The organism is Metaclostridioides mangenotii, assembly GCF_018917235.1.
Classification (GTDB): domain Bacteria; phylum Bacillota; class Clostridia; order Peptostreptococcales; family Peptostreptococcaceae; genus Metaclostridioides.
In genome coordinates this window covers 430492-452053 of sequence record NZ_JAHLOF010000001.1, presented here as the reverse complement: position 1 = coordinate 452053, position 21562 = coordinate 430492, and the positions used below count along the sequence as shown (strand labels likewise).

At 31.9% G+C, this 21562-nt stretch carries 17 protein-coding genes and 1 other annotated feature; all 17 genes read left to right on the top strand.

The window, feature by feature from the left end; genetic code table 11:
* The first annotated feature begins 131 nt into the window (after positions 1-131).
* The 17 genes from brnQ (KQI18_RS02100) (at position 132) to mnmA (ending at position 21224) form a co-directional block, all read left to right on the top strand.
* A complete protein-coding gene (brnQ, locus tag KQI18_RS02100; RefSeq protein WP_216465963.1) occupies positions 132-1424 on the top strand; it encodes a branched-chain amino acid transport system II carrier protein in 1293 nt (430 codons plus the stop codon).
* Positions 1425-1806: 382 nt separating this feature from the next.
* On the top strand, positions 1807-3096 hold the full coding sequence (gene brnQ / locus KQI18_RS02095) for a branched-chain amino acid transport system II carrier protein (RefSeq protein WP_216465962.1): 1290 nt from the start codon (positions 1807-1809) through the stop codon (positions 3094-3096).
* 705 nt (positions 3097-3801) lie between these two features.
* The gene (brnQ, locus tag KQI18_RS02090; protein ID WP_216465961.1) at positions 3802-5091 is read left to right on the top strand and encodes a branched-chain amino acid transport system II carrier protein; all 1290 of its coding nucleotides are present in this window, start codon (positions 3802-3804) and stop codon (positions 5089-5091) included.
* A 261-nt stretch (positions 5092-5352) separates the two neighbouring features.
* Positions 5353-7524, top strand: coding sequence for an adenosylcobalamin-dependent ribonucleoside-diphosphate reductase (locus tag KQI18_RS02085; protein WP_216465960.1), 2172 nt, complete (start codon positions 5353-5355; stop codon positions 7522-7524).
* A gap of 69 nt (positions 7525-7593) precedes the next feature.
* A complete protein-coding gene (locus KQI18_RS02080) occupies positions 7594-8364 on the top strand; it encodes a ribonuclease HII (RefSeq protein ID WP_216465958.1) in 771 nt (256 codons plus the stop codon).
* Between the two features lie 55 nt (positions 8365-8419).
* Positions 8420-9436, top strand: a complete 1017-nt coding sequence (locus KQI18_RS02075; RefSeq protein ID WP_216465953.1) for an alpha-hydroxy-acid oxidizing protein — start codon at positions 8420-8422, stop codon at positions 9434-9436.
* A 75-nt stretch (positions 9437-9511) separates the two neighbouring features.
* Entirely contained in the window at positions 9512-9751 is a 240-nt protein-coding gene (locus tag KQI18_RS02070) for a hypothetical protein (protein ID WP_216465952.1), read from the top strand.
* A 462-nt stretch (positions 9752-10213) separates the two neighbouring features.
* Positions 10214-10570 carry a YraN family protein gene (locus tag KQI18_RS02065; protein ID WP_330654346.1) on the top strand — a complete coding sequence of 119 codons (357 nt, stop codon included), beginning with the start codon at positions 10214-10216 and terminating at the stop codon, positions 10568-10570.
* 25 nt (positions 10571-10595) lie between these two features.
* On the top strand, positions 10596-12137 hold the full coding sequence (locus KQI18_RS02060) for a YifB family Mg chelatase-like AAA ATPase (RefSeq protein ID WP_216465948.1): 1542 nt from the start codon (positions 10596-10598) through the stop codon (positions 12135-12137).
* A 19-nt stretch (positions 12138-12156) separates the two neighbouring features.
* Positions 12157-13281: a DNA-processing protein DprA gene (gene dprA / locus KQI18_RS02055; RefSeq protein ID WP_216465942.1), complete on the top strand. Its 1125-nt coding sequence runs from the start codon at positions 12157-12159 to the stop codon at positions 13279-13281.
* A 29-nt stretch (positions 13282-13310) separates the two neighbouring features.
* The gene (topA, locus tag KQI18_RS02050) at positions 13311-15395 is read left to right on the top strand and encodes a type I DNA topoisomerase (RefSeq protein ID WP_216465934.1); all 2085 of its coding nucleotides are present in this window, start codon (positions 13311-13313) and stop codon (positions 15393-15395) included.
* A gap of 169 nt (positions 15396-15564) precedes the next feature.
* Complete coding sequence (codY, locus tag KQI18_RS02045; protein ID WP_216465932.1) at positions 15565-16350, top strand: GTP-sensing pleiotropic transcriptional regulator CodY; 786 nt, start codon at positions 15565-15567, stop codon at positions 16348-16350.
* Positions 16351-16480: 130 nt separating this feature from the next.
* Complete coding sequence (locus KQI18_RS02040; RefSeq protein ID WP_216465928.1) at positions 16481-17734, top strand: replication-associated recombination protein A; 1254 nt, start codon at positions 16481-16483, stop codon at positions 17732-17734.
* A gap of 105 nt (positions 17735-17839) precedes the next feature.
* Complete coding sequence (locus KQI18_RS02035) at positions 17840-18268, top strand: RrF2 family transcriptional regulator (protein ID WP_216465926.1); 429 nt, start codon at positions 17840-17842, stop codon at positions 18266-18268.
* Positions 18269-18310: 42 nt separating this feature from the next.
* A complete protein-coding gene (gene nifS / locus KQI18_RS02030; protein WP_216465923.1) occupies positions 18311-19504 on the top strand; it encodes a cysteine desulfurase NifS in 1194 nt (397 codons plus the stop codon).
* A gap of 49 nt (positions 19505-19553) precedes the next feature.
* On the top strand, positions 19554-19997 hold the full coding sequence (nifU, locus tag KQI18_RS02025; RefSeq protein ID WP_216465910.1) for a Fe-S cluster assembly scaffold protein NifU: 444 nt from the start codon (positions 19554-19556) through the stop codon (positions 19995-19997).
* A 147-nt stretch (positions 19998-20144) separates the two neighbouring features.
* The gene (mnmA, locus tag KQI18_RS02020; protein ID WP_216465908.1) at positions 20145-21224 is read left to right on the top strand and encodes a tRNA 2-thiouridine(34) synthase MnmA; all 1080 of its coding nucleotides are present in this window, start codon (positions 20145-20147) and stop codon (positions 21222-21224) included.
* Positions 21225-21321: 97 nt separating this feature from the next.
* Positions 21322-21537: a binding site (T-box leader), on the top strand.
* The last annotated feature ends 25 nt before the right edge of the window (positions 21538-21562 follow it).

Sequence of the window (21562 nt, the reverse complement as noted above, 5' to 3'; positions counted from 1 at the left end):
AACTTAAGCTGCATAAATTCATTGACAAATACTTTGTCGAAATATTATAATATTACACATGATCCTTAAGTTGTTACTTGGGGATCGTGGTATTATTTATAAAACTAAATCAAGCAATAAGGAGGAATTTTATGGGTGGTAAACGAGTAAAAGATATGACGGTAGTAGGGTTTGCACTGTTCGCTATGTTTTTCGGTGCAGGAAATCTAATATTCCCTCCATATCTAGGAGTTCTATCTGGTACGCAATGGTGGGTTGCATTTTTAGGATTCGTTTTTGCAGACGTAGGACTAGCATTATTAGCAGTTTTAGCAGCAACAAGATTCAATGGAAACACTGAAGAAATGTTTAAGAGAGCAGGAAAAAGTTTAGGAATTTTACTAGGTTGTGCGATAGTAATATGTATAGGTCCGCTTCTAGCTATTCCTAGAACAGCAGCTACAACGTATGAAATGGGAATAGTACCTATATTTGGAAGTGGATTTAGTCCTATTTTATTCTCAGTAATATTCTTTGCTATAACACTTTTCTTGGCTATCAGACCTTCAAAAGTTGTAGATATCGTTGGACAGTACCTTACACCAGCCTTACTTATAGCTTTGGCTATACTTATAATAAAAGGTATAATGGCTCCACTTGGGGAAATAAGAGACAGTACCTTAATAGATGGAGTATTTGCTGAAGGTATAGCACAAGGTTACCAAACTATGGATACGCTTGCAGCGATAGTATTTTCTACAGTTATAATACTTTCTGTTGTTGGTAAAGGTTATACTGAAGAGAAAGATAAACTAAAAATGACTATAGGGTCTGGAGTTGTTGCAGCGATAGGTTTAGCCCTAGTATATGGTGGGCTTGCATATCTTGGGGCAACCGTTTCCAAGGTATATGGTCAAGATATAGCTCAGACTGAATTAATCGTTAGTATAACAGCATCTTTACTTGGTAATACAGGTAAAATACTGTTAGGTTTAATAGTCGCTCTAGCTTGTCTAACAACGGCCATAGGATTATCATCTGCAGCAGGACAGTATTTCTCAGATATTACTAAAGGAAAGTTAAAATACGAACATATCGTGATATTTGTTTGTGTATTTTCTGCTATAGTATCAAATTTCGGAGTAAGCACAATAATTAAATTTGCAGCTCCAATACTAAGTATAGTATACCCAGCGACACTTACTTTGATAATATTATCTTTATTTGGCGATAAAGTTAAAAACGACAATGTATTTAAATGTGCTACATATGTTGCGTTATTAGTAAGTGTACTTACAGTCGCTACAAGCTATGGTATTAAAGTACCGATAGTTAATAGTCTTCCTTTACATGAACTAGGATTTAACTGGGTACTACCTGTTTTAGTTGCAGGGATAATAGGTAATTTTATACCATCAAAGAGCACTGTTTCTAAAACAATATAATAATAAGTAATAATATAATTTATATAATCGTCGATACCTTCTAGTATTGGCGATTTTTTTACTTATATAACTTTATATTACACCTAAAACATGTGAATATAAACATATATAACGAGAAGTTAAATTAATTAACAAAAAATTAACAAATTAACACAATATTAACTGAATACGACAATACTCGCGTAAAATTACATGATATAATATTATTGGTAAGAAAAAACAGGAAATAAGTCATAAAATTTAATAAAAAGATACAGTGCTAATTTGCAGTATTAGTTTATCATAATTCTGTAATACTACTTATGCTTTTGAAAATTCTGAAAATTTTGAGAGTATAGTATTATTAAATAAAACTAAGTAAGTAATAGGGAGGAAATTTTGTATGGGTGGTAAACAAGTAAAAGACATGATGGTAGTAGGATTTGCACTATTTGCGATGTTCTTCGGAGCAGGAAATCTTATATTCCCACCATATCTAGGCGTTTTGACTGGTCCACAGTGGTGGATATCGTTTTCAGGATTCGTATTTGCCGATGTTGGACTAGCTTTATTAGCAGTAATAGCGCTTATCAAGTACAATGGTAATGCTGAACGAATGTTATCAAGATGTGGAAAAAAATTAGGTATCATAATGGGAACAGCAATAGTTATATGTATAGGGCCTCTAGTAGCTATACCTAGAACAGCGGCTTCTACATATGAAATCGGAATACTACCAACGATAGGACCTGGACTAAATCCAATAGTGTTCTCAATAATATTCTTTGCGATTACGCTAGTTCTAGCAATAAGACCTTCAAAGGTCGTAGATATTGTTGGTCAATATCTTACTCCAGCACTATTAATTGCACTTGCGGTACTGATAATTAAAGGTGTATTAACACCACTTGGAGATATAAGACCTGATTCTCTAATTGATGCAACGTTTGCAGAGGGTATAACTCAGGGGTACCAGACTATGGATGCACTGGGAGCAATTATATTCTCTTCTGTAATAATTTTGTCTGTAATAGACAAAGGGTATACTGAAGAAAAACAAAAGTTTAAAATGACTATAGGATCTGGTATCGTAGCAGCTGTAGGACTATTTTTAGTTTATGGTGGACTTGCATATCTTGGAGCTACAGTTTCAAAACAATATGGTGCTGATATAGCTCAAACAGATCTAGTAGTTAAGATAACTTCTGCATTATTAGGTAATGGTGGTAAGATGCTTTTAGGTCTCGTAGTAGGTCTTGCATGTCTAACGACTGCTATAGGACTTGCTTCATCAGCAGGACAATATTTTGATGACCTTACTAAAGGAAAATTAAAATACGAGTATGTAGTAATATTTATATGTGTATTCTCTGCAGTTGTATCTAATTTCGGGGTTAGTACAATAATAAAACTTGCAAGCCCAATACTAAGCTTAGTTTATCCTGCTGCGGTTACAATGATAATACTTTCATTATTTACAGAAAAAATCAAAAATGATAACGTATTTAAATTTGCTACATATATGGCTTTATTAATAAGTGTGCTTACACTTGCTGAGGTACCAATAGTAGACAGATTACCGTTTGCACCAATAGGGTTTAACTGGGTTGTGCCAGTTATAATTGCAGGAATAATTGGTCATTTTGTTCCTGATAAAAGTGAAAAAACGGTAGTAAGTTCAGTAAGGTCATAAAATATTAAAAAAGAAAAAAAGATATAAAATAGTAAAAGAAAAATAGTATAAAAATAGTTTAATTTGATCGTCGATGCAATTGTATCGACGATTTTTTTATTTATTATAAATTACTATTTATACAATTGTATAAAATATATTCGATTAAATCAATATAAATTGATAATTATTTATATTGATTAAATAAAAATTATTATATATATTCTGATATATGAATAATTTATTGATTTGAGTCTATACTTATTTATTGAACGAATAAACTAATATAACGAAAATTTAACCTATTTAACAGATAATTAACGCTATACTACAATAATCTTCAATTAAAAAATGCTATAATATTGCTAAGATATAGATGAAGTATCTATATGTTAATTTAAAATAAAAATTATAAAACTAATAAAAGCTAGATAAATAGCGAGTATACATGTCGAAATAGATATGTTTTATATAAAAACATCAACATATTAGTTGATTCTAATTTAGAAGACCATTAGCATTTATATGGTATTTTTTTATAATATATTTAATTTATTGAATTTACACAAAACTATAAAAAAAGAAATGTTTTATTCGAAAAAAGGCGAAAAAAGTAATTTTTTTATTAGATTATAATTATTCTTATCGTTATTTAATACTTCTCAATACTCATTGTTGGGGTTGTGGTATTAATTATAAAATTAGAACTTATAAGGAGGAAAATTTATGGGTGGTAAACAAGTTAAAGATATGATGGTAGTCGGATTTGCACTATTTGCAATGTTCTTTGGTGCGGGGAATCTAATATTTCCACCATATCTAGGTGTTTTGACTGGTCCACAGTGGTGGGTATCTTTCTCAGGATTTGTGTTTGCAGATGTAGGTCTTGCACTTTTAGCAGTAATAGCACTAATTAAGTATAATGGTAACGCAGAGGAAATGTTATCAAGATGTGGAAAAAAATTAGGTATTATAATGGGTAGTGCAATAGTAATCTGTATAGGGCCTCTAGTAGCTATACCTAGAACAGCGGCTTCTACTTATGAAATTGGAATATTACCAACAATAGGATCAGGATTTAATCCGATATTATTCTCTGTAATATTCTTTGCGATTACCTTAGTTTTATCAATAAGACCATCAAAAGTTGTCGATATAGTTGGTCAATACCTAACTCCGGCTCTTTTAGTTGCACTTGCAGTGCTAATAATTAAAGGAATAATGACTCCGCTTGGAGACATAAGACCTAATTCTCTTATTGATGCTGCTTTTGCAGAAGGTATCACTCAGGGATATCAAACTATGGATGCTTTAGCCGCGATTATATTCTCTTCAGTAATAATTTTATCTGTAATAGGCAAAGGTTACACTGGAGAAAAAGAAAAATTCAAGATGACTATAGGATCTGGAATTGTAGCAGCTGTAGGTTTATTCTTAGTTTATGGTGGTCTTGCATATTTAGGTGCTACAGTATCTAAGCAATATGGCGCTGATATAGCACAGACAGATCTTGTTGTTAAAATAACTGCTGCTCTTTTAGGAGATGGAGGAAAAGTACTTCTTGGACTAATAGTAGCACTAGCTTGTCTGACAACTGCTATAGGTCTTGCTTCAGCTGCCGGACAATACTTCCACGATCTTACTAAAGGAAAATTAAAATATGAATATGTAGTTGTATTTGTATGTGTATTCTCTGCTGTAATATCTAACTTTGGTGTAAGCACAATAATAAACTTTGCAAGTCCAATACTTAGCATAGTATACCCAGCTGCAGTTACAATGATTATTTTATCATTATTTACTGATAAAATTAATAATGATAATGTATTTAAATTTGCAACATACATGGCTTTATTAATAAGCGTTCTTACTCTAGCTACAAGTTACGATATTAATGTTCCTATTGTAAACAGTTTGCCTCTACATCAGTTTGGATTTAACTGGGTAGTTCCTGTAGTAATTGCAGGGATAATAGGGTATTTTGTACCTTCTAAAAGCTCTGCTGTTAGCAAATAAAAAAATTCTGAAAATTACACAATTAGATAAAAAAATATTATTTATTAAAAATCGTTGGCACAGCTAAGTGCCAGCGATTTTTATTTTATTTCACAAAAAGCTAGACCTTTTTTATAAAAAATTAAAGAGTATAATATATATAAGGATTTTAATGATTTATTACATAATTTAAAAATAAGTTATGTAAAAATTTATACAAAAATGTTTTAGATTAACTAATTAGGTTATTAATTATATGTACAAATTTATTGGAGGGAACTTATGATACAGATAATAAAAAGAGACGGCACAACAGAAATATTCAGTAAAAGTAAAATAGAAGATGCAGTTTATAAAGCGAGTTTAAATAGTGAAAAAGGTGCTGATAGAGAGATTGCTATTGAAATCGCTGATAAAATAGATAAAAAGTACGCTCAAGAAGGTCAAAATCCATCAGTTGAAGAAATACAAGATTTAGTAGAAGTTTTGTTAATGGAGACAGATAGAAAAGACATCGCAAAACATTACATATTATATAGAGAGAAAAGATCTGAAATAAGAAAGAAATCTTGGGAATTAGATGAATTACAAAGTTCAATTTGGAAGAACAAGTATAGATTCAATAGTGAAAACTTTGATCAGTGGATAAATAGAATATCAAATAAAAATCCTAGAATAGCTAAACTAATTAGACAGAAAAGATTTTTATTTGCGGGTAGAATTTTAGCTAATAGAGGCCTTTATAAAGCTGGTAAAAAAGTTACATACTCTAACTGCTATGTAATAGAGCCACCTCATGATAGTATTGAAGGGATTTTCGATACTGCTAAAAAGCTTGCTAGAACATTTAGCTACGGTGGAGGAGTTGGAATTGATATATCAAAATTAAGACCAAAAGGAGCTTTGGTTAACAATGCAGCCAAACATACTACAGGAGCTGTATCATTTATGGATCTTTATAGTTTAACAACAGGACTTATAGGTCAAAGAGGTAGAAGAGGAGCTCTTATGATATCTATGGATGTAAATCATCCTGAGATAGAAGAATTTATAGATGTAAAAACGGACCTAGAAAAAGTTACAAAAGCAAATATATCAGTTAAAATATCAGATGAATTTATGAGAGCAGTTAAAGAAAGAAAATCTTTTGACTGCAAATTCTATGTAGAGACAACAGGAGAAACAATAGTAAAAACTGTAGATGCTTATAAATTATTCAACAAGCTTGTTAAAAATAACTGGGATTATGCAGAGCCAGGAATACTTTTCTGGGATAGAATAGAAAATCATAATTTTATGAGCGAAGATGATACATTCTCTTTTGCAGGTGTGAATCCTTGTGCAGAGGAGCCTCTTCCAAGTGGGGGAAGTTGTCTTTTAGGATCAATAAATCTTTGTGAGTTCGTAATTCAACCTTTCGGAGAACATGCTACTTTTGATATAAACAAACTTAAATCTTGTGTAAGAGAGTCTGTTGTAGCTTTAAATGATGTTCTTGACGAAGGATTAAACTTACATCCGCTTGAAGAACAAAGAGACAGCGTTGGAAAATATAGACAAATAGGTTTGGGTGTAATGGGAATTGCAGATATGCTAATAAAAATGAGCATTAAATACGGTTCTGATGAGTCTTTAGAACTATGTGAAATAATAGCAAAGACGATACTAAATGAGTCAGTTAAACAATCCGCTTTAATAGCAAAAGAGTATGGCCCATTTAGTGAGTATAAATATGAGAAAATATCTAAATCTAAATTCTATATAGAAAACTTAGATGATGAAGCTAAAGAGCTGGTTGAAAAATACGGCCTTAGAAACTCACAGCTACTTACAATTCCACCAACAGGTTCAATATCAACTATGATTGGAATAAGTGGAGGAATTGAGCCAATGTTTAATCTATCATATATTAGAAAAACAGAAAGTTTACATGACGAAGATGTTTATTACAAAGTTTATACTCCTATAGTAAAAGAATTTATGGATATAAAAGGCATTACAGATGAAGAAGATTTACCGGATTTCTTTGTAACGGCAATGAATATAGATTATAATGGAAGAATAAACATGCAACAAGTATGGCAAAAATATGTCGATGCATCTATATCATCAACAATTAATATTCCTTTTGAAACTACAGTAGAAGATGTATTCAATATATACATGGATGCTTGGGAGGCCGGCCTTAAAGGAGTTACTATATTTAGAGATGGATGTAAAAGAAGTGGAATACTTATAAACGAAAAGCCAGATAAGGATTCTAAAGATAAAAATGAAAATAACAATGTTGAAGAAGAATTAGCAGTAACAGTAGAAGAAGACAAGGTAGACTTTGTAAATGAAAAATTAGGTCAAAGTGAGAAATTTGTTTGCCCTGAATGTGGAAATGAGATAATAGCTAACACAGGTGGATGTAGTATTTGTCTAAAATGTGGGTATAGTGCTTGTAGTTAAATTAAATATATTATATTTTGCTAGCTGTTATACTTAAGAAAACAGGCAAACTTCATATAAGGAGATGTCATGGATAAAAAAAGTGTAAAAGAAATTAAGGAAGAAATAGAAAACATAGAAGTGAATAGATATATGGAGTATATAGATTTCTTGAGATCTGATGAGAGAAAATCAGTACAAAATTTAGCACTAAAGCTAGCAAAAAGACTCGATAAAATTAGAGCTGAAGATGAGAGGCTTGAAAAAATAAATTCATATGAAAATGAAGGATATAGTAAAGGCTATCTTTTTATAGGCGGTATAGATGAAGCTGGGAGAGGTCCTCTTGCAGGACCTGTCGTTGCTTCTGTAGTAGTATTTGAAGAAGATACCAAAATAGTTGGAATCGATGATTCCAAAAAACTTAGTGAGCAAAAAAGAGAAGAGCTATTTGATATAATAAAAGATAAGGCACTAGATTATGGAATAGGAATAGTTGACAATGAGGAAATAGATGAGATCAATATATTAAACGCAACATATCAGGCAATGAAAAAAGCTATAAATTGTTTAAAGAAAACACCTGATTATCTTTTAGTAGATGCTGCACACATACCAGGAATCAACATAGATCAAAACTCTATTATAAAAGGTGACTCTAAGTCTATTTCAATAGCTGCAGCAAGTATTATTGCAAAAGTTACTAGAGATAACATAATGTATCAATATGACAGGATGTATCCAGAGTTTGGATTTAAATCACATAAAGGTTATGGTACTAAAGAACATTATGAGGCTATAGATGAACACGGTATTACTCCAATACATAGAAAGAGCTTTTTGAAAAAGTACTTTAAATAGTTAGAATTTTATATTAGTATTAAAATAGCAATTATAATTATTGGGGGGTTATGACATGGATTACAAAGAGGTATTAATGACTGCAAGAGAGAATTTTGATGGAACTTGTAGAGTCTGTAAAGACTGTAATGGAGTAGTTTGTGCTGGTGAAGTTCCTGGAATGGGTGGAAAAGGTAGTGGATCTTCTTTTATAGAAAATCGAAAAAGCTTAGAAAATGTAAAGATTAATATGAGAGTAATACACAATGTAACTAAACCAGATACATCTGTAAATCTTTTTGGGAAGAAAATGGACATGCCTTTATTTGCAGCTCCTGTAACAGGTACAACTATAAATATGGGTGGAAAAGTGACAGAAGAAGAGTATATAAATGCTGTTGTAAAAGGATGCAAAAATACAGGAATCTATGCGATGGTAGGCGATACAGCGGTTGATGAGTTTTTATTAGAAAATCTTGAGACTCTTAAAAAACACGATGGAAGTGGTATAGTGTTTATAAAACCTTGGGATAATGAAAACATTATAAGCAAGATAAGATTAGCAGAAGAAGCTGGTGCATTTGCCGTTGGAGTTGATATAGATGCATGTGGTCTAGTTACATTATCTCTATACGGTAAAAGTGTAACAGCAAAGACAATAGATGAGATTAAAGAATTAGTAAACTCTACAACATTACCATTTATACTTAAAGGAATAATGACAGTAGAAGACGCTTTAATGGCTGTAGAAGCAGGAGTAGATGCTATAGTAGTTTCTAATCATGGTGGGAGAGTATTAGATTGCACACCAGGCACTGCAGAAGTGCTTCCCCAAATAGCCGAAGCTGTAAAAGGAAAAGTAAAAATATTAGTTGATGGTGGAGTTAGAACAGGTGTAGATGTTTTGAAGATGATTGGTCTTGGAGCGGATGCAGTGTTAATAGGAAGACCTTTTACAACAGTATCACTAGGTGGAGCTACTGAGGGTGTAGAGACTTATGTGAATAACTTAAAATCAGAGCTAAACAACGCTATGATACTTACAGGTTGTCAAACAATTGAAGATATAGACGGAAAAGTAATATACAAGTAGAACAAAATAATATTATTTAGTATAATAGTATTATAACTAATATATTTTAGTTGTTATTTTTGAGGAGGTATTTGTATGAATGAAAAATCTTATAAAGAAGCCTTAAACGAATTAAAGACTTTTGTAACAGATAGGAAAGAGATGGTAATAAAGGCAGAAGATTGTATTGACAGATATATTGTTGATAGATCATTGCCTTTAGAGTACAAAGACAAATGCGTCGAATGGCAGCAGGAATTAGCCGATGTTATTGAAAAACAATTATCCCAGGCTAAAGAATTAGCTGAAGAACTAAGTTCAAAAATAAATGACTAACGATGTATAGACATAATTTGTATAGAAATTACTTTAATAAACAAGATTAGACATAAAAAAGCGTAAACAGAATCTTTATGATTCGGTTTACGCTTTTGATTTATTATATACTAAATTCTTATTATTTAGATATAATTTAATTTCTTACAAAATATCCAAGTTATTTTCCTATAAAAGGCTAATTGCTTCTTTTTTGGTCTAGACTAAATATAATATCTTGAATATCTAATATTTTTCTAAACTACCTTTATATTCTCCGTATCTATCAACTACAATTGCAATTTGTGAAAATTCATTTGATAAGCATCAACAAATAGTAAAACTGCAGGGCAAAGCCAGAAGATTACAGCAATATTGCCTTAGGTCTATAAATAAATATAAATCTCTTAAGTGAAGCTGAATACTTACTACAAGTGATGACGATAATTAAAGTAAAAATATTATGAATCGGAGATGAGTAGAGTGAAAAGTAGAGCTTTAAACAAAGAGAAAGGTAACTTTGGAGAGGATGTTGCAAATGAATATCTAATTAATAATGGTGCAGATATACTTGAAAAAAACTTTTCAAATAAATTCGGGGAGATAGATATAATTGCAAAGATTGATGGTCAGTTGGTCTTTGTCGAGGTTAAATCTAGGACTAGTCTAAAATTCGGTTACCCGTCAGAGTCAGTCGATTTAAAAAAAAGAAGAAGGATCATACAATTAGCTCAATTCTATATTAAAATTAAAAATCTTTCCGATGTACCAGTTAGATTTGATGTAATTGAAGTCTTTTTAATTGAAACTAAGCTAAGACATATAATTAATGCATTTTAATTTTAATAATTATGAGGAGATGCCTATGTTAAGTATTGTAAATTCGAGTAATTTGATTGGGATAGAGAGCTTTTTAGTAAAGGTAGAGGTTGATATAAGCAATGGAATTCCAAGTTTTCATATTGTTGGTCTTCCAAGTACAGAAATAAAAGAATCTAGAGAGAGGGTAAAGTCAGCCATTATAAATAGCGGCTATAAGTTTCCGAGTTCTAGAATAGTCGTAAATCTGTCACCGGCTGATCTAAAGAAAGAAGGTGTGTTTTTAGATCTATCAATATGCATTGGTATACTTAGAAGAGAAATACACATAACGAGTAATGATATAGAGGAAAGTTTATTTGTGGGAGAAATATCATTAGATGGGAGTATAAAAAAAGTAAGAGGGATACTGCCTATGATACTTGGAATGAGAAAATACTGTATTAAAAGGGTTTTTATCCCCGCAGGAAATTATAGAGAAAGTACTTTTATTGATGGTATTAATATTATCCCTGTAAATGACCTAAACGAGTGTGTAGAGGTATTAAACAATTTACATAGAAGCAAGAAACGAAAAACAAGTTGGTCAGACTATCCAACGATACCACATCAAAATAAGAATACGTATGAAGAAGATTTCTCGGATATAAAAGGAAATCACTTTATTAAGAGATGTGCAGAAATATGTGCTTCTGGAAATCATAATATGCTTATGATAGGCCCACCTGGCTCTGGAAAAACAATGCTAGCAAAAAGAATAAGGACGATATTGCCTGACATTACAAAGGATGAAATGATAGAAGTGAGCAAAATTTACAGTGTCCTAGGTATGATAGATCAAGATAAAGGAATAGTAGATAAAAGGCCATTTAGATCTCCTCATCACACAGCAACAAAACAAGCATTGGTGGGCGGTGGAAACGATGCAAGGCCAGGAGAAGTTACATTGGCGCATAGAGGAGTTCTATTTCTTGATGAATTAGCCGAATTTGACAAGAGGATATTAGAGACTTTAAGGCAGCCCATAGAAGACAAATACATAAATATATCTAGACTTAAAAACAACGTTAGATATCCTTGTAATGTGCTTTTAGTAGCAGCAATGAATCCTTGTCCTTGTGGTTACTATATGTCAAATACAGAATGCAGATGCAGAAAATACGAGGTTGATAGATATCATTCAAGAGTTTCTGGCCCTCTTTTAGATAGGTTTGATATTTTTGCTGAGGTAAACCAAGTTTCCTTTGAAGATTTTAGTGACATTAGAAAATCTGAAAGTTCAGATGATATTAAAGTTAGAGTAAATAAAGCCAGAAAAATTCAAGAAATTCGATTTAGAGGCACTGAATTAAAAACTAACAGTGAAATCAAATCATCACTTTTAAATAAATACTGTAAATTGGATAGAGATGCCGAAGTCGTAATTAAGTCTATTTTTAAAAAATACAATTTGAGTAATAGGAGTTATACTAAATTATTAAAGATGTCTAGGACTATTGCTGATTTAGAAAGTAGAGAAAACATTAGTCAAGATAATGTAATAGAGGCTTTTTCGTTTAGGAAAGCCTTTTATAATTATTTTAAATAATAATTTTATGAGGTGAAAAATGGAAAAAAGAGATATGTATCTAATGTTAAAATCTATAGCATGTGTAGGCAATATAGCTATTGAAAAGATCGAAAATAAATTAGGAGATTTGGAAGTTTTATTCGACTTATCGGATAATGAAATATACGATTTAGAAAATTTAAACTTGAATATTAAAAAAAATATAGTAAAATATAGAAGTCGAGCATATTTAGAACAACTTAAGGAAAACTTATATAAAAAACAAGTTGATTTTATATGTTGTAAAGACGAACTATATCCAAAAAAGTTAAAAGACATATACAATAATCCAAAAGTATTGTTTTATAAAGGGAATATTGAGAATATAGATAATAATATGAGTATAGCCATGGTAGGTTCTAGAAAACCAACTTACTATGGTACAATCTGTGCGCAAAAGATAAGTAGACAATTGTCTGACGTAGGTATAAATATTGTCAGCGGCTTGGCTATGGGAATTGACTCGTATTCACACTTAGGATGTATGGAAGGAAAATCTAAAACTATAGCAGTTTTGGGTTCTGGAATAGATAACCCACTTCCAAAGAAAAATATTGGATTAGCGAATAAAATTATAGAAAGTGGTGGACTACTATTGTCAGAGTACAATGTAGATTCATATGTTAAATCGAGCAACTTTTATTGCCGCAATAGAATTGTAAGCGGTCTAAGCGATGGAGTAGTAGTTGTAGAAGCTGCTAAGAAAAGTGGATCGCTTATAACTGTAGAGTTTGCGCTTGAACAAGGTAAAAATGTATTTGCAATCCCTGGTAATATAAATTCTGATCTCAGCAAGGGTTGTAATAAAATCATTAAAGAAGGTGCAAAGTTAATAGAGAGTACAGAAGATATTTTAGAAGAGTACAATATAGACATAACTAATAATACTTGTGAAGTAATAAACACTAAACAAAAAAATTTATTTGACATAGATAACTTTAGTTTTGATGCGGATAGTAAACGTATTATATCTTTAATAAAAAAAGAAGGAAACTTGCATATAGATAAAATTTGTGATTATACTGGTATAGATATAAAGACAGTAAATATAATTTTAAACAAGTTACTACTTGAAGATATAATTATTGAAATGAATAATAAGACATACAGTATGAATGTATGATTTTAATAGATGGATGGGGGTGTTTGTTTGTGGCTAAATCACTAGTTATAGTTGAGTCACCTGCAAAAGCAAAGACTATAGAAAAATTTTTAGGAAAAAGCCATTACACAGTAAAAGCATCGGTAGGACATGTTAGAGACTTACCTAAAAGTAAATTAGGAGTAGATATAGAAAATAACTTTGAACCTGGTTATATCAATATCAGGGGAAAAGGAGATGTAATAAAAGAATTAAAAAAAGAAGCAAAGAAAGCAAAAAAAGTTTATCTTGCAACTGACCCCGACAGAGAGGGAGAAGCTATTTCTTGGCATTTAGCTTATATACTTAATTTAGATGAAGAAGATAAATGTAGAATAGAGTTTAATGAAATAACAAAAGATGCAATAAAAAAGGCAATTAAAAACCCTAGAAGTATTGATTTAGACCTAGTAGATGCGCAACAGGCTAGAAGGGTGCTTGATAGATTGCTTGGATATCAAATAAGTCCGATTCTTTGGCAGAAAGTAAGAAAAGGTCTAAGTGCGGGTAGAGTACAGTCTGTTACAACAAAGCTTATTTGTGACAGGGAAAAAGACATAAAAGCGTTTATTCCAAAAGAATATTGGACAATTGAACTAAATGCAAAAACAAAAAATGGAGAAGATATAACCTTTAAGTTCTACGGAAAAGAAGGCGAAAAGCTGGATCTTGAAAATGAAGAAGTAGTAAATGAAATTTTAAAGGCTATAGAAAATAAAGAGCTTGAAGTTTCTAGTATAGAATCAAAGTCTAGACGTAAATCTGCACCAAAGCCATTTACAACAAGTATGTTGCAACAAGAAGGTGTAAATAAGCTTTCCTTTACAACTAAAAAGACAATGATGATAGCACAGGAGCTTTACGAAGGTATTGATATAAAGGGCGAAGGAACTGTAGGTCTTATATCATACATCAGAACTGATTCCAAGAGAGTCTCTGATGAAGCTAAAGGTAAAGCAATGGACTATATACTTGACAATTTAGGTGAAAACTATTATAAAAAAATAGAAAAATCTAAAGATTCAAAAGAAGGCAAGAAGGTTCAAGATGCTCATGAGGCAATCAGACCTACATCTGTAGAAAGAACACCTGACAGTGTAAAAGATTCACTTACTAAGGATCAATATAAACTTTACAATCTAATATGGAGAAGATTCGTAGCTAGCCAAATGGAAGATTCTGTTTTTGACATCTTAAATGTTGAATGTAAAATAGACAATATAGTGTTTAAAGCTACTGGCTCAAAAATGAAGTTTGACGGTTACACTAAAATATACAATTTCTCTGACAGAGAAGATAGAATTCTTCCAAGTATCAGTGAAGGTGAAAAGCTAAGCGTAGATGAAGTGTTACCAGAGCAACATTTCACACAACCTCCTGCAAGATATACAGAGGCGAGCCTTGTTAAGACACTTGAGGAGCAAGGAATAGGTAGACCAAGTACTTATGCACCTACAATAGCAACTATACTCAACAGAGAATACGTTGAGAAACAAGGTACTAGCTTACATCCTACTGAGTTAGGCATAATAGTAACTGATATATTGGAAAATAATTTCCAAAAATTTATCGATGTAGATTATACTGCAGACATGGAAAGCAAGCTAGATATTATAGAAGAAGGTAAAACTGAATGGAGAGAAGTTGTTTCTGAATCATATGCTCCACTTAAAGAAGCTATCGAAGAGGCTATCGAAAATATAGAAAAGGTTAATATGGACGAAGAAACAGATGAAATATGTGAAAACTGTGGTTCAAACATGGTTATAAAATATGGGAGATTTGGTAAATTTATTGCGTGTAAAAATTATCCAGAGTGTAAAACTTCAAGACCTCTTGTTAACAAAATAGGGGTTAAATGTCCAAAATGTAAGGATGGAGATATAATTCTTAGAAAATCGAGAAAAGGTAAAGCGTTTTATGGTTGTACTGGATATCCAGATTGTGACTTTGTTTCTTGGAACAAACCTACAGGAGATATATGTGAGGTATGTGGATCATATATGGTTGAAAAGGTTACAAAATCTGAGACAAAGATAGTATGTTCTAATAAAGAATGTAAAGCTGAAAAGATAGTTTCAGAAGATGAAAAATAATAAAGTGATGTAAAAGATTGAAAATTTTAAAAAATGAAAAATTTTGCTTGAAAAAATATATAATATATGATAATCTTTCAAGTGTACAGATAAAATGCTGAATTTCAGCTTAAAATATGAAAATAATAAAGGTAAATAAATGGTCTAGATTTCATGAGGAGATGATTAGATGGCAAGTGAGGTTCTACAAAAGACGAGAAAGATTAATAAAATTTTACAGACAAGTGGCGGTAGCAGTGTATCTTTCGATTTACTTTCAAGAGCATTAGGAGAGGTGCTTAGCTCAAATGTTTACGTGGTAAGTGCGAAAGGGAAGGTGCTTGGTCTTTATCTTAACGATGCTGAGGATAGCTCAGTAATCGAAGATGAAGCAACTAAACAAAAAAAATTCCCAGATGAGTATACTGAAAACTTGTTGTCTGTAACAGAAACTCAAGAAAACATAACAGGTGATGTTTTATTAAAGATTTTCCCGTTAGAACATAATAGAGTACACAAATACTCTACTGTAGTACCAATACTAGGAAGTGGTCAAAGATTAGGTACGTTAGTTCTTTCAAGATACAATGAGTTATACAACGATGACGATTTAGTTGTATCAGAATACAGTGCAACTGTTGTAGGACTAGAGATTCTTAGAGCGATCGGTGAAGAGCTAGAAGAAGAAATGAGAAAGAAAGCAGTAGTTCAAATGGCTATAGGAACGTTGTCATACTCAGAATTAGAAGCCGTTGAGCATATATTCGAAGAGTTAGATGGAAGAGAAGGATTATTAGTAGCAAGCAAAATTGCAGATAGAGTTGGAATAACTAGATCGGTAATAGTAAATGCGCTAAGAAAATTTGAGAGTGCTGGAGTGATAGAATCAAGATCTCTAGGTATGAAAGGTACTCACATTAAGGTTCTTAATGATAAGCTTATAGAAGAACTTAAAAAGCTAAAAAATGAACAATAATTATAAACATTAAAAAGGTATCTATATAATAGATACCTTTTTTAATATAATTGAAACAAATATATATAATATAATGTATTATATAAGTACAATTACAATAAATAAATTTTAAGTAGAGGAGATGGTATTTATGCCTTTAGCCGATAAAATTAGACCGAATACATTGGATGAAGTAGTAGGTCAAAGACATATAATTGGAGAAGGAAAAGTACTGACTAAAATTTTAGAGTCCGGATTTTTACCTAATATGATTTTTTATGGACCTCCTGGAGTTGGTAAAACTACAGTGTCTGAAATTATTGCAAAAAAAAGCAATAAGGGGTTTTATAAGATTAACGCTACAAACTCCTCACTTGAAGATATTAAGAAGATAATATCTAAGTTAGATGAGATAGAAAATACAAATGGCATTTTACTTTATATAGACGAGATACAAAGTTTTAATAAAAAACAACAGCAATCTATATTAGAGTTTATCGAAAATGGCCAAATAACCCTTATTGCAAGCACAACGGAGAATCCATATCATTATGTGTATAAAGCTTTAATAAGTAGATCAACAGTATTTGAATTTAAACCTATAGAAAAGGAAGAAATACAGAGAGGACTAAAAAGGGCAACTCAGATACTAAAAGATGAGAGTTATATGAAAATAGAATACACTGATGAAGCTTTGGAGAGTATATCAGATATATGCGATGGAGATATGAGAATAGCATTAAATACTTTAGAAGTTACCGTTTATTCAACAAAACCAAATAATGATAATATTGTAAAAGTTGACTTAGAGGCAGTAAAAAAATCTAGTTTAAACAAAAGTTTAAACTATGATAGAGATGGAGATAGTCATTACGATATTTTAAGTGCATTTCAGAAATCAATTAGGGGTAGTGATCCACAAGCATCTGTTCACTATCTAGCTAGACTAGTCAAAGGTGGAGATCTTGTAAGTATTTGCAGAAGACTTTTAGTTATTGCCTGTGAGGATATAGGACTAGCTTATCCAAACGCTATAGTAGTTGTTAAGGCATGTGTTGATTCTGCAATGCAACTTGGATTTCCAGAGGCAAGAATACCTCTGGCGCAGGCTACTGTACTTCTTGCTACATCACCGAAATCAAACTCGGGTTATATGTCAATTAATAAAGCCCTACAAGAATTAGACAATGACTATGTTGGTGATATTCCACCATACCTGAAAGGATCAGGTAAGTATTTGAAAAATGAAGGAGAGACGTATAAATACCCACATGACTACAAAAATCAGTATGTGAAGCAGCAGTATTTACCAGATAATATTAAAGATAGTATTTACTATATACCACAGGAAAATAAAACTGAGAAATCAATAAAAAACTATTTAGATTTTTTGAATAAAAATTGAGACTTTTAATGTTGACAAAGTTACTAGGATATAATAGAATAAAGATGAATTCAAATCATACCATTTTAGTATGAATTAGTTTTCATAATACAGAGGTGATGAAATATGAAGCTATCGACAAAGGGTAGATATGGTCTAAAGGCTATGTTTGTGTTGGCACTTAAGCAAGACAAAGGACCTGTACCTCTAAAGCTAATAGCTAACAGGCAGAATATATCTATGCAGTATCTAGAGCAAATATTTTCTGCACTAAAAAAGGCTGATTTAGTAAGTAGTGTTAGAGGGGCACAGGGAGGATATTTATTATCTAAAGACGCAAAAGAAATAACAGTAGGTGATGTACTGAATGTCTTAGAAGGTCCAGTATCGCTATCGGATTGTATTTTAGATGAGGATATATGTGCAAACTCAGATACTTGTGTAACTAAAGGGGTCTGGGAAAGGATTAAGAAGGGGATAGAAGACGTTACATACTCTATAACACTTCAAGATATGATTGACGACAACGTAAAAAATGAACAAGATCATATATAGAATACAATTAATAAAATTTTAATAGATTTGGAGATGAATTTGATGGAAAAAAGAAGATTATATATGGATTACTCAGCTACTACTCCTGTCAAACAAGAGGTTGTGGACGCGATGCTTCCTTATTTTACAGAGTACTTTGGTAACGCATCTAGTTTCCACACATTTGGTAGAGAGGCAAAGGAAGTTTTGGATAAGGCTAGAGAGCAAGTTGCTGATCTAATTAATGCAAAACCAGGTGAAATTTATTTCACAGCTGGTGGTAGTGAAAGTGATAACTGGGCTTTAGAAGGTGTAGCTTATGCTAATATAGATAAAGGTAATCATATAATCACTACAAAAATAGAACATCATGCTATACTTCATACATGTGAATATCTAGCTAAACATCATGGATTTGAAATAACTTATCTTGATGTAGATAGCGAAGGAAAAATAGATTTAAAAGAACTAGAAGATGCTATAAAAGATACGACTGTACTTATCAGTATAATGTTTGCCAACAATGAAATTGGGACAATAGAGCCAATCAAAGAGGCTTGTGCAATAGCTAAAAAACACGGCATATTATTCCACACTGATGCGGTTCAAGCAGCTGGTAATATTCCAGTAGATGTTCAAGATCTTGATATTGACCTAATGAGTATGTCATCTCACAAGATTTATGGACCAAAAGGTGTAGGGTCTTTATATATAAAAAGAGGTGTAAAACTTCACAATTTAGTTCATGGTGGAGCTCAAGAAAAAGGCAAGAGGGCAGGTACTGAAAATATACCAGCAATAGTTGGATATGGTAAAGCAGCTGAACTAGCTATGCAAAATCTACCTAACCATGTTGAGACTCTAACAAGACTTAGAAAGAAACTTATAGATGGAATTTTAGAAAAGATACCTTTTACGAGAGTTAACGGAAGCTTAGAAGAAAGATTACCTGGAAATGTTAACTTTGCGTTTGAATTTATAGAGGGAGAGGGAATACTTCTACTATTAGATATGTTAGGAATAGCTGCTTCAAGTGGATCTGCTTGTACTTCAGGGTCTTTAGATCCATCGCATGTACTTTTGGCAATAGGTCTTCCACATGAAATAGCTCATGGATCACTAAGACTTACAGTAGGTGATTTTACAACTGATGATGATATAGATTACATCATAGAAAATCTTCCAAATGTTATAGAGAGACTAAGAAGCATGTCTCCACTTTACGATGATGCTAAAAAAGCAGGAAGAGTTAAATAGCAAATAGGACAAATTAATTATATAGGCTAACATACGAGGAGGAATAGCTATGCAACAATACAGTGATAAAGTTATGGACCATTTCTTAAATCCAAGAAATATGGGTGAAATAGATGATGCAAGTGGTGTAGGTCAAGTTGGTAACCCTACATGTGGTGATATAATGAAGGTATTTCTTGATATAGATGGAGACACAATAAAAGATGTTAAGTTTAAAACATTTGGGTGTGGGTCTGCTATAGCAAGTTCATCAATGGCAACAGAGATGATAAAAGGTAAAAAAATAAAAGAAGCTCTTGAGCTTACAAATAAGGCAGTTGCAGAAGCTTTAGATGGCTTACCACCAGTAAAAATGCACTGTTCAGTGCTAGCAGAGCAAGCGGTAAAAGCGGCATTAATCGATTATGCTAAGAAAAATAATATAGATATACCAGAACTTGATGGATATGTGATTGACGATGCTCATGATCATGAAGTACCAGAAGAAGACTAAAAATATTATTAATATAACCGTAAAGGCTGAAACATCTTATTTTAATTAATACAAGAGCTCTTGTTAATTTCAGTTAAAATAATTTCAGCCTTTACGGTTTTGATCTGTAAAGAAGTTTTTGTTATACTGCTATTGAGAGGTGAACTTATGAAGAAAAAAGTAATGATAGGTATGAGTGGTGGAGTAGATAGCTCTGTTGCCGCATATCTACTTAAAGAACAAGGATATGATGTTGTTGGTGTAACTATGAAATTATGGCAGGATGATGACGAAGAGATAGAGCTTGAAGGAGGATGTTGTTCCCTTTCAGCAGTTGAAGATGCTAGACGTGTTGCTAATAAAATAGGTATACCGTTTTACGTATTAAATTTTAAAGATGTATTTAAAGATAAAGTTATTGATTATTTTGTTGACGAGTATTTAGAAGGAAAAACTCCAAATCCGTGTATAGCTTGTAATAAATATATAAAGTTTGATGAATTTTATAAAAAAGCTATACAAATAGGCTGTGATTATGTAGCTACAGGACATTATGCAAAAATTGAGAAAGATGATAAAACTGGAAAATTTTTACTTAAAAAATCTGTAACCGATAAAAAAGATCAAACATACGCTCTATACAATTTGACTTCTGAGCAATTAGAGCACACATTACTGCCTATTGGCGACTATGAGAAGGATAGAGTTAGAGAGATAGCAAAAGAGATGGGGCTTCTAGTTTATAATAAGCCAGACAGTCAAGAAATCTGTTTTGTAAAAGACAATGACTACGTGAATTATGTAAAAAAACATACAGATAAGTGTATCGAAGATGGATATTTTGTAGATACTAAAGGAAATATACTAGGAAAACATCAAGGGATTATACATTACACTATAGGGCAGAGAAAAGGGCTGGGAATTGCTTTTGGTAAACCGATGTTTGTAGTAGATATAAACCCTAAAAATAATACAGTAATTTTGGGGGATAATGGAGATTTATTTAAAACTGAACTATTAGCAAAAGATGTAAACCTTATATCTGTTGACAAAATAGAAGAACCTATGAGAGTTGAGGCTAAGATAAGATACAGTGCGAAGCCATCTCCTGCGACGGTCTATAATCATGAAGGCGGTAAAATAAGAGTTGTCTTTGACGAACCTCAGAGAGCGATAACTAATGGACAATCAATAGTTATGTATAATGGAGATATAGTTGTCGGTGGAGGAATAATAACCAACGAATAACGCTTAGAGTAAAAAAATAAAGTTTTACTTAGTTTTAGTATTGATTAATTTCATAAAATTTAGTATATTAGTGTAATAGTATACTAATTAAAATTTAAAACTGGCTTTGACGAGGAGTAGTAGATTATTTAAGTTCTGACAGAGAGAGGGATTAGCTGGAACCCCTTAGAATGTATCAATTGAAGCAGCCTCCGAGCTACAAATTTGAACTAACAGTAGAATTTGTCGGTAGTCACGATATAGCTGAGGTTTTCCGAAGATACTGCGTATATTGCAGTAATTAGGGTGGTACCGCGATATAGTCGCCCCTATAATTATTTAATTATAGGGGCGATATT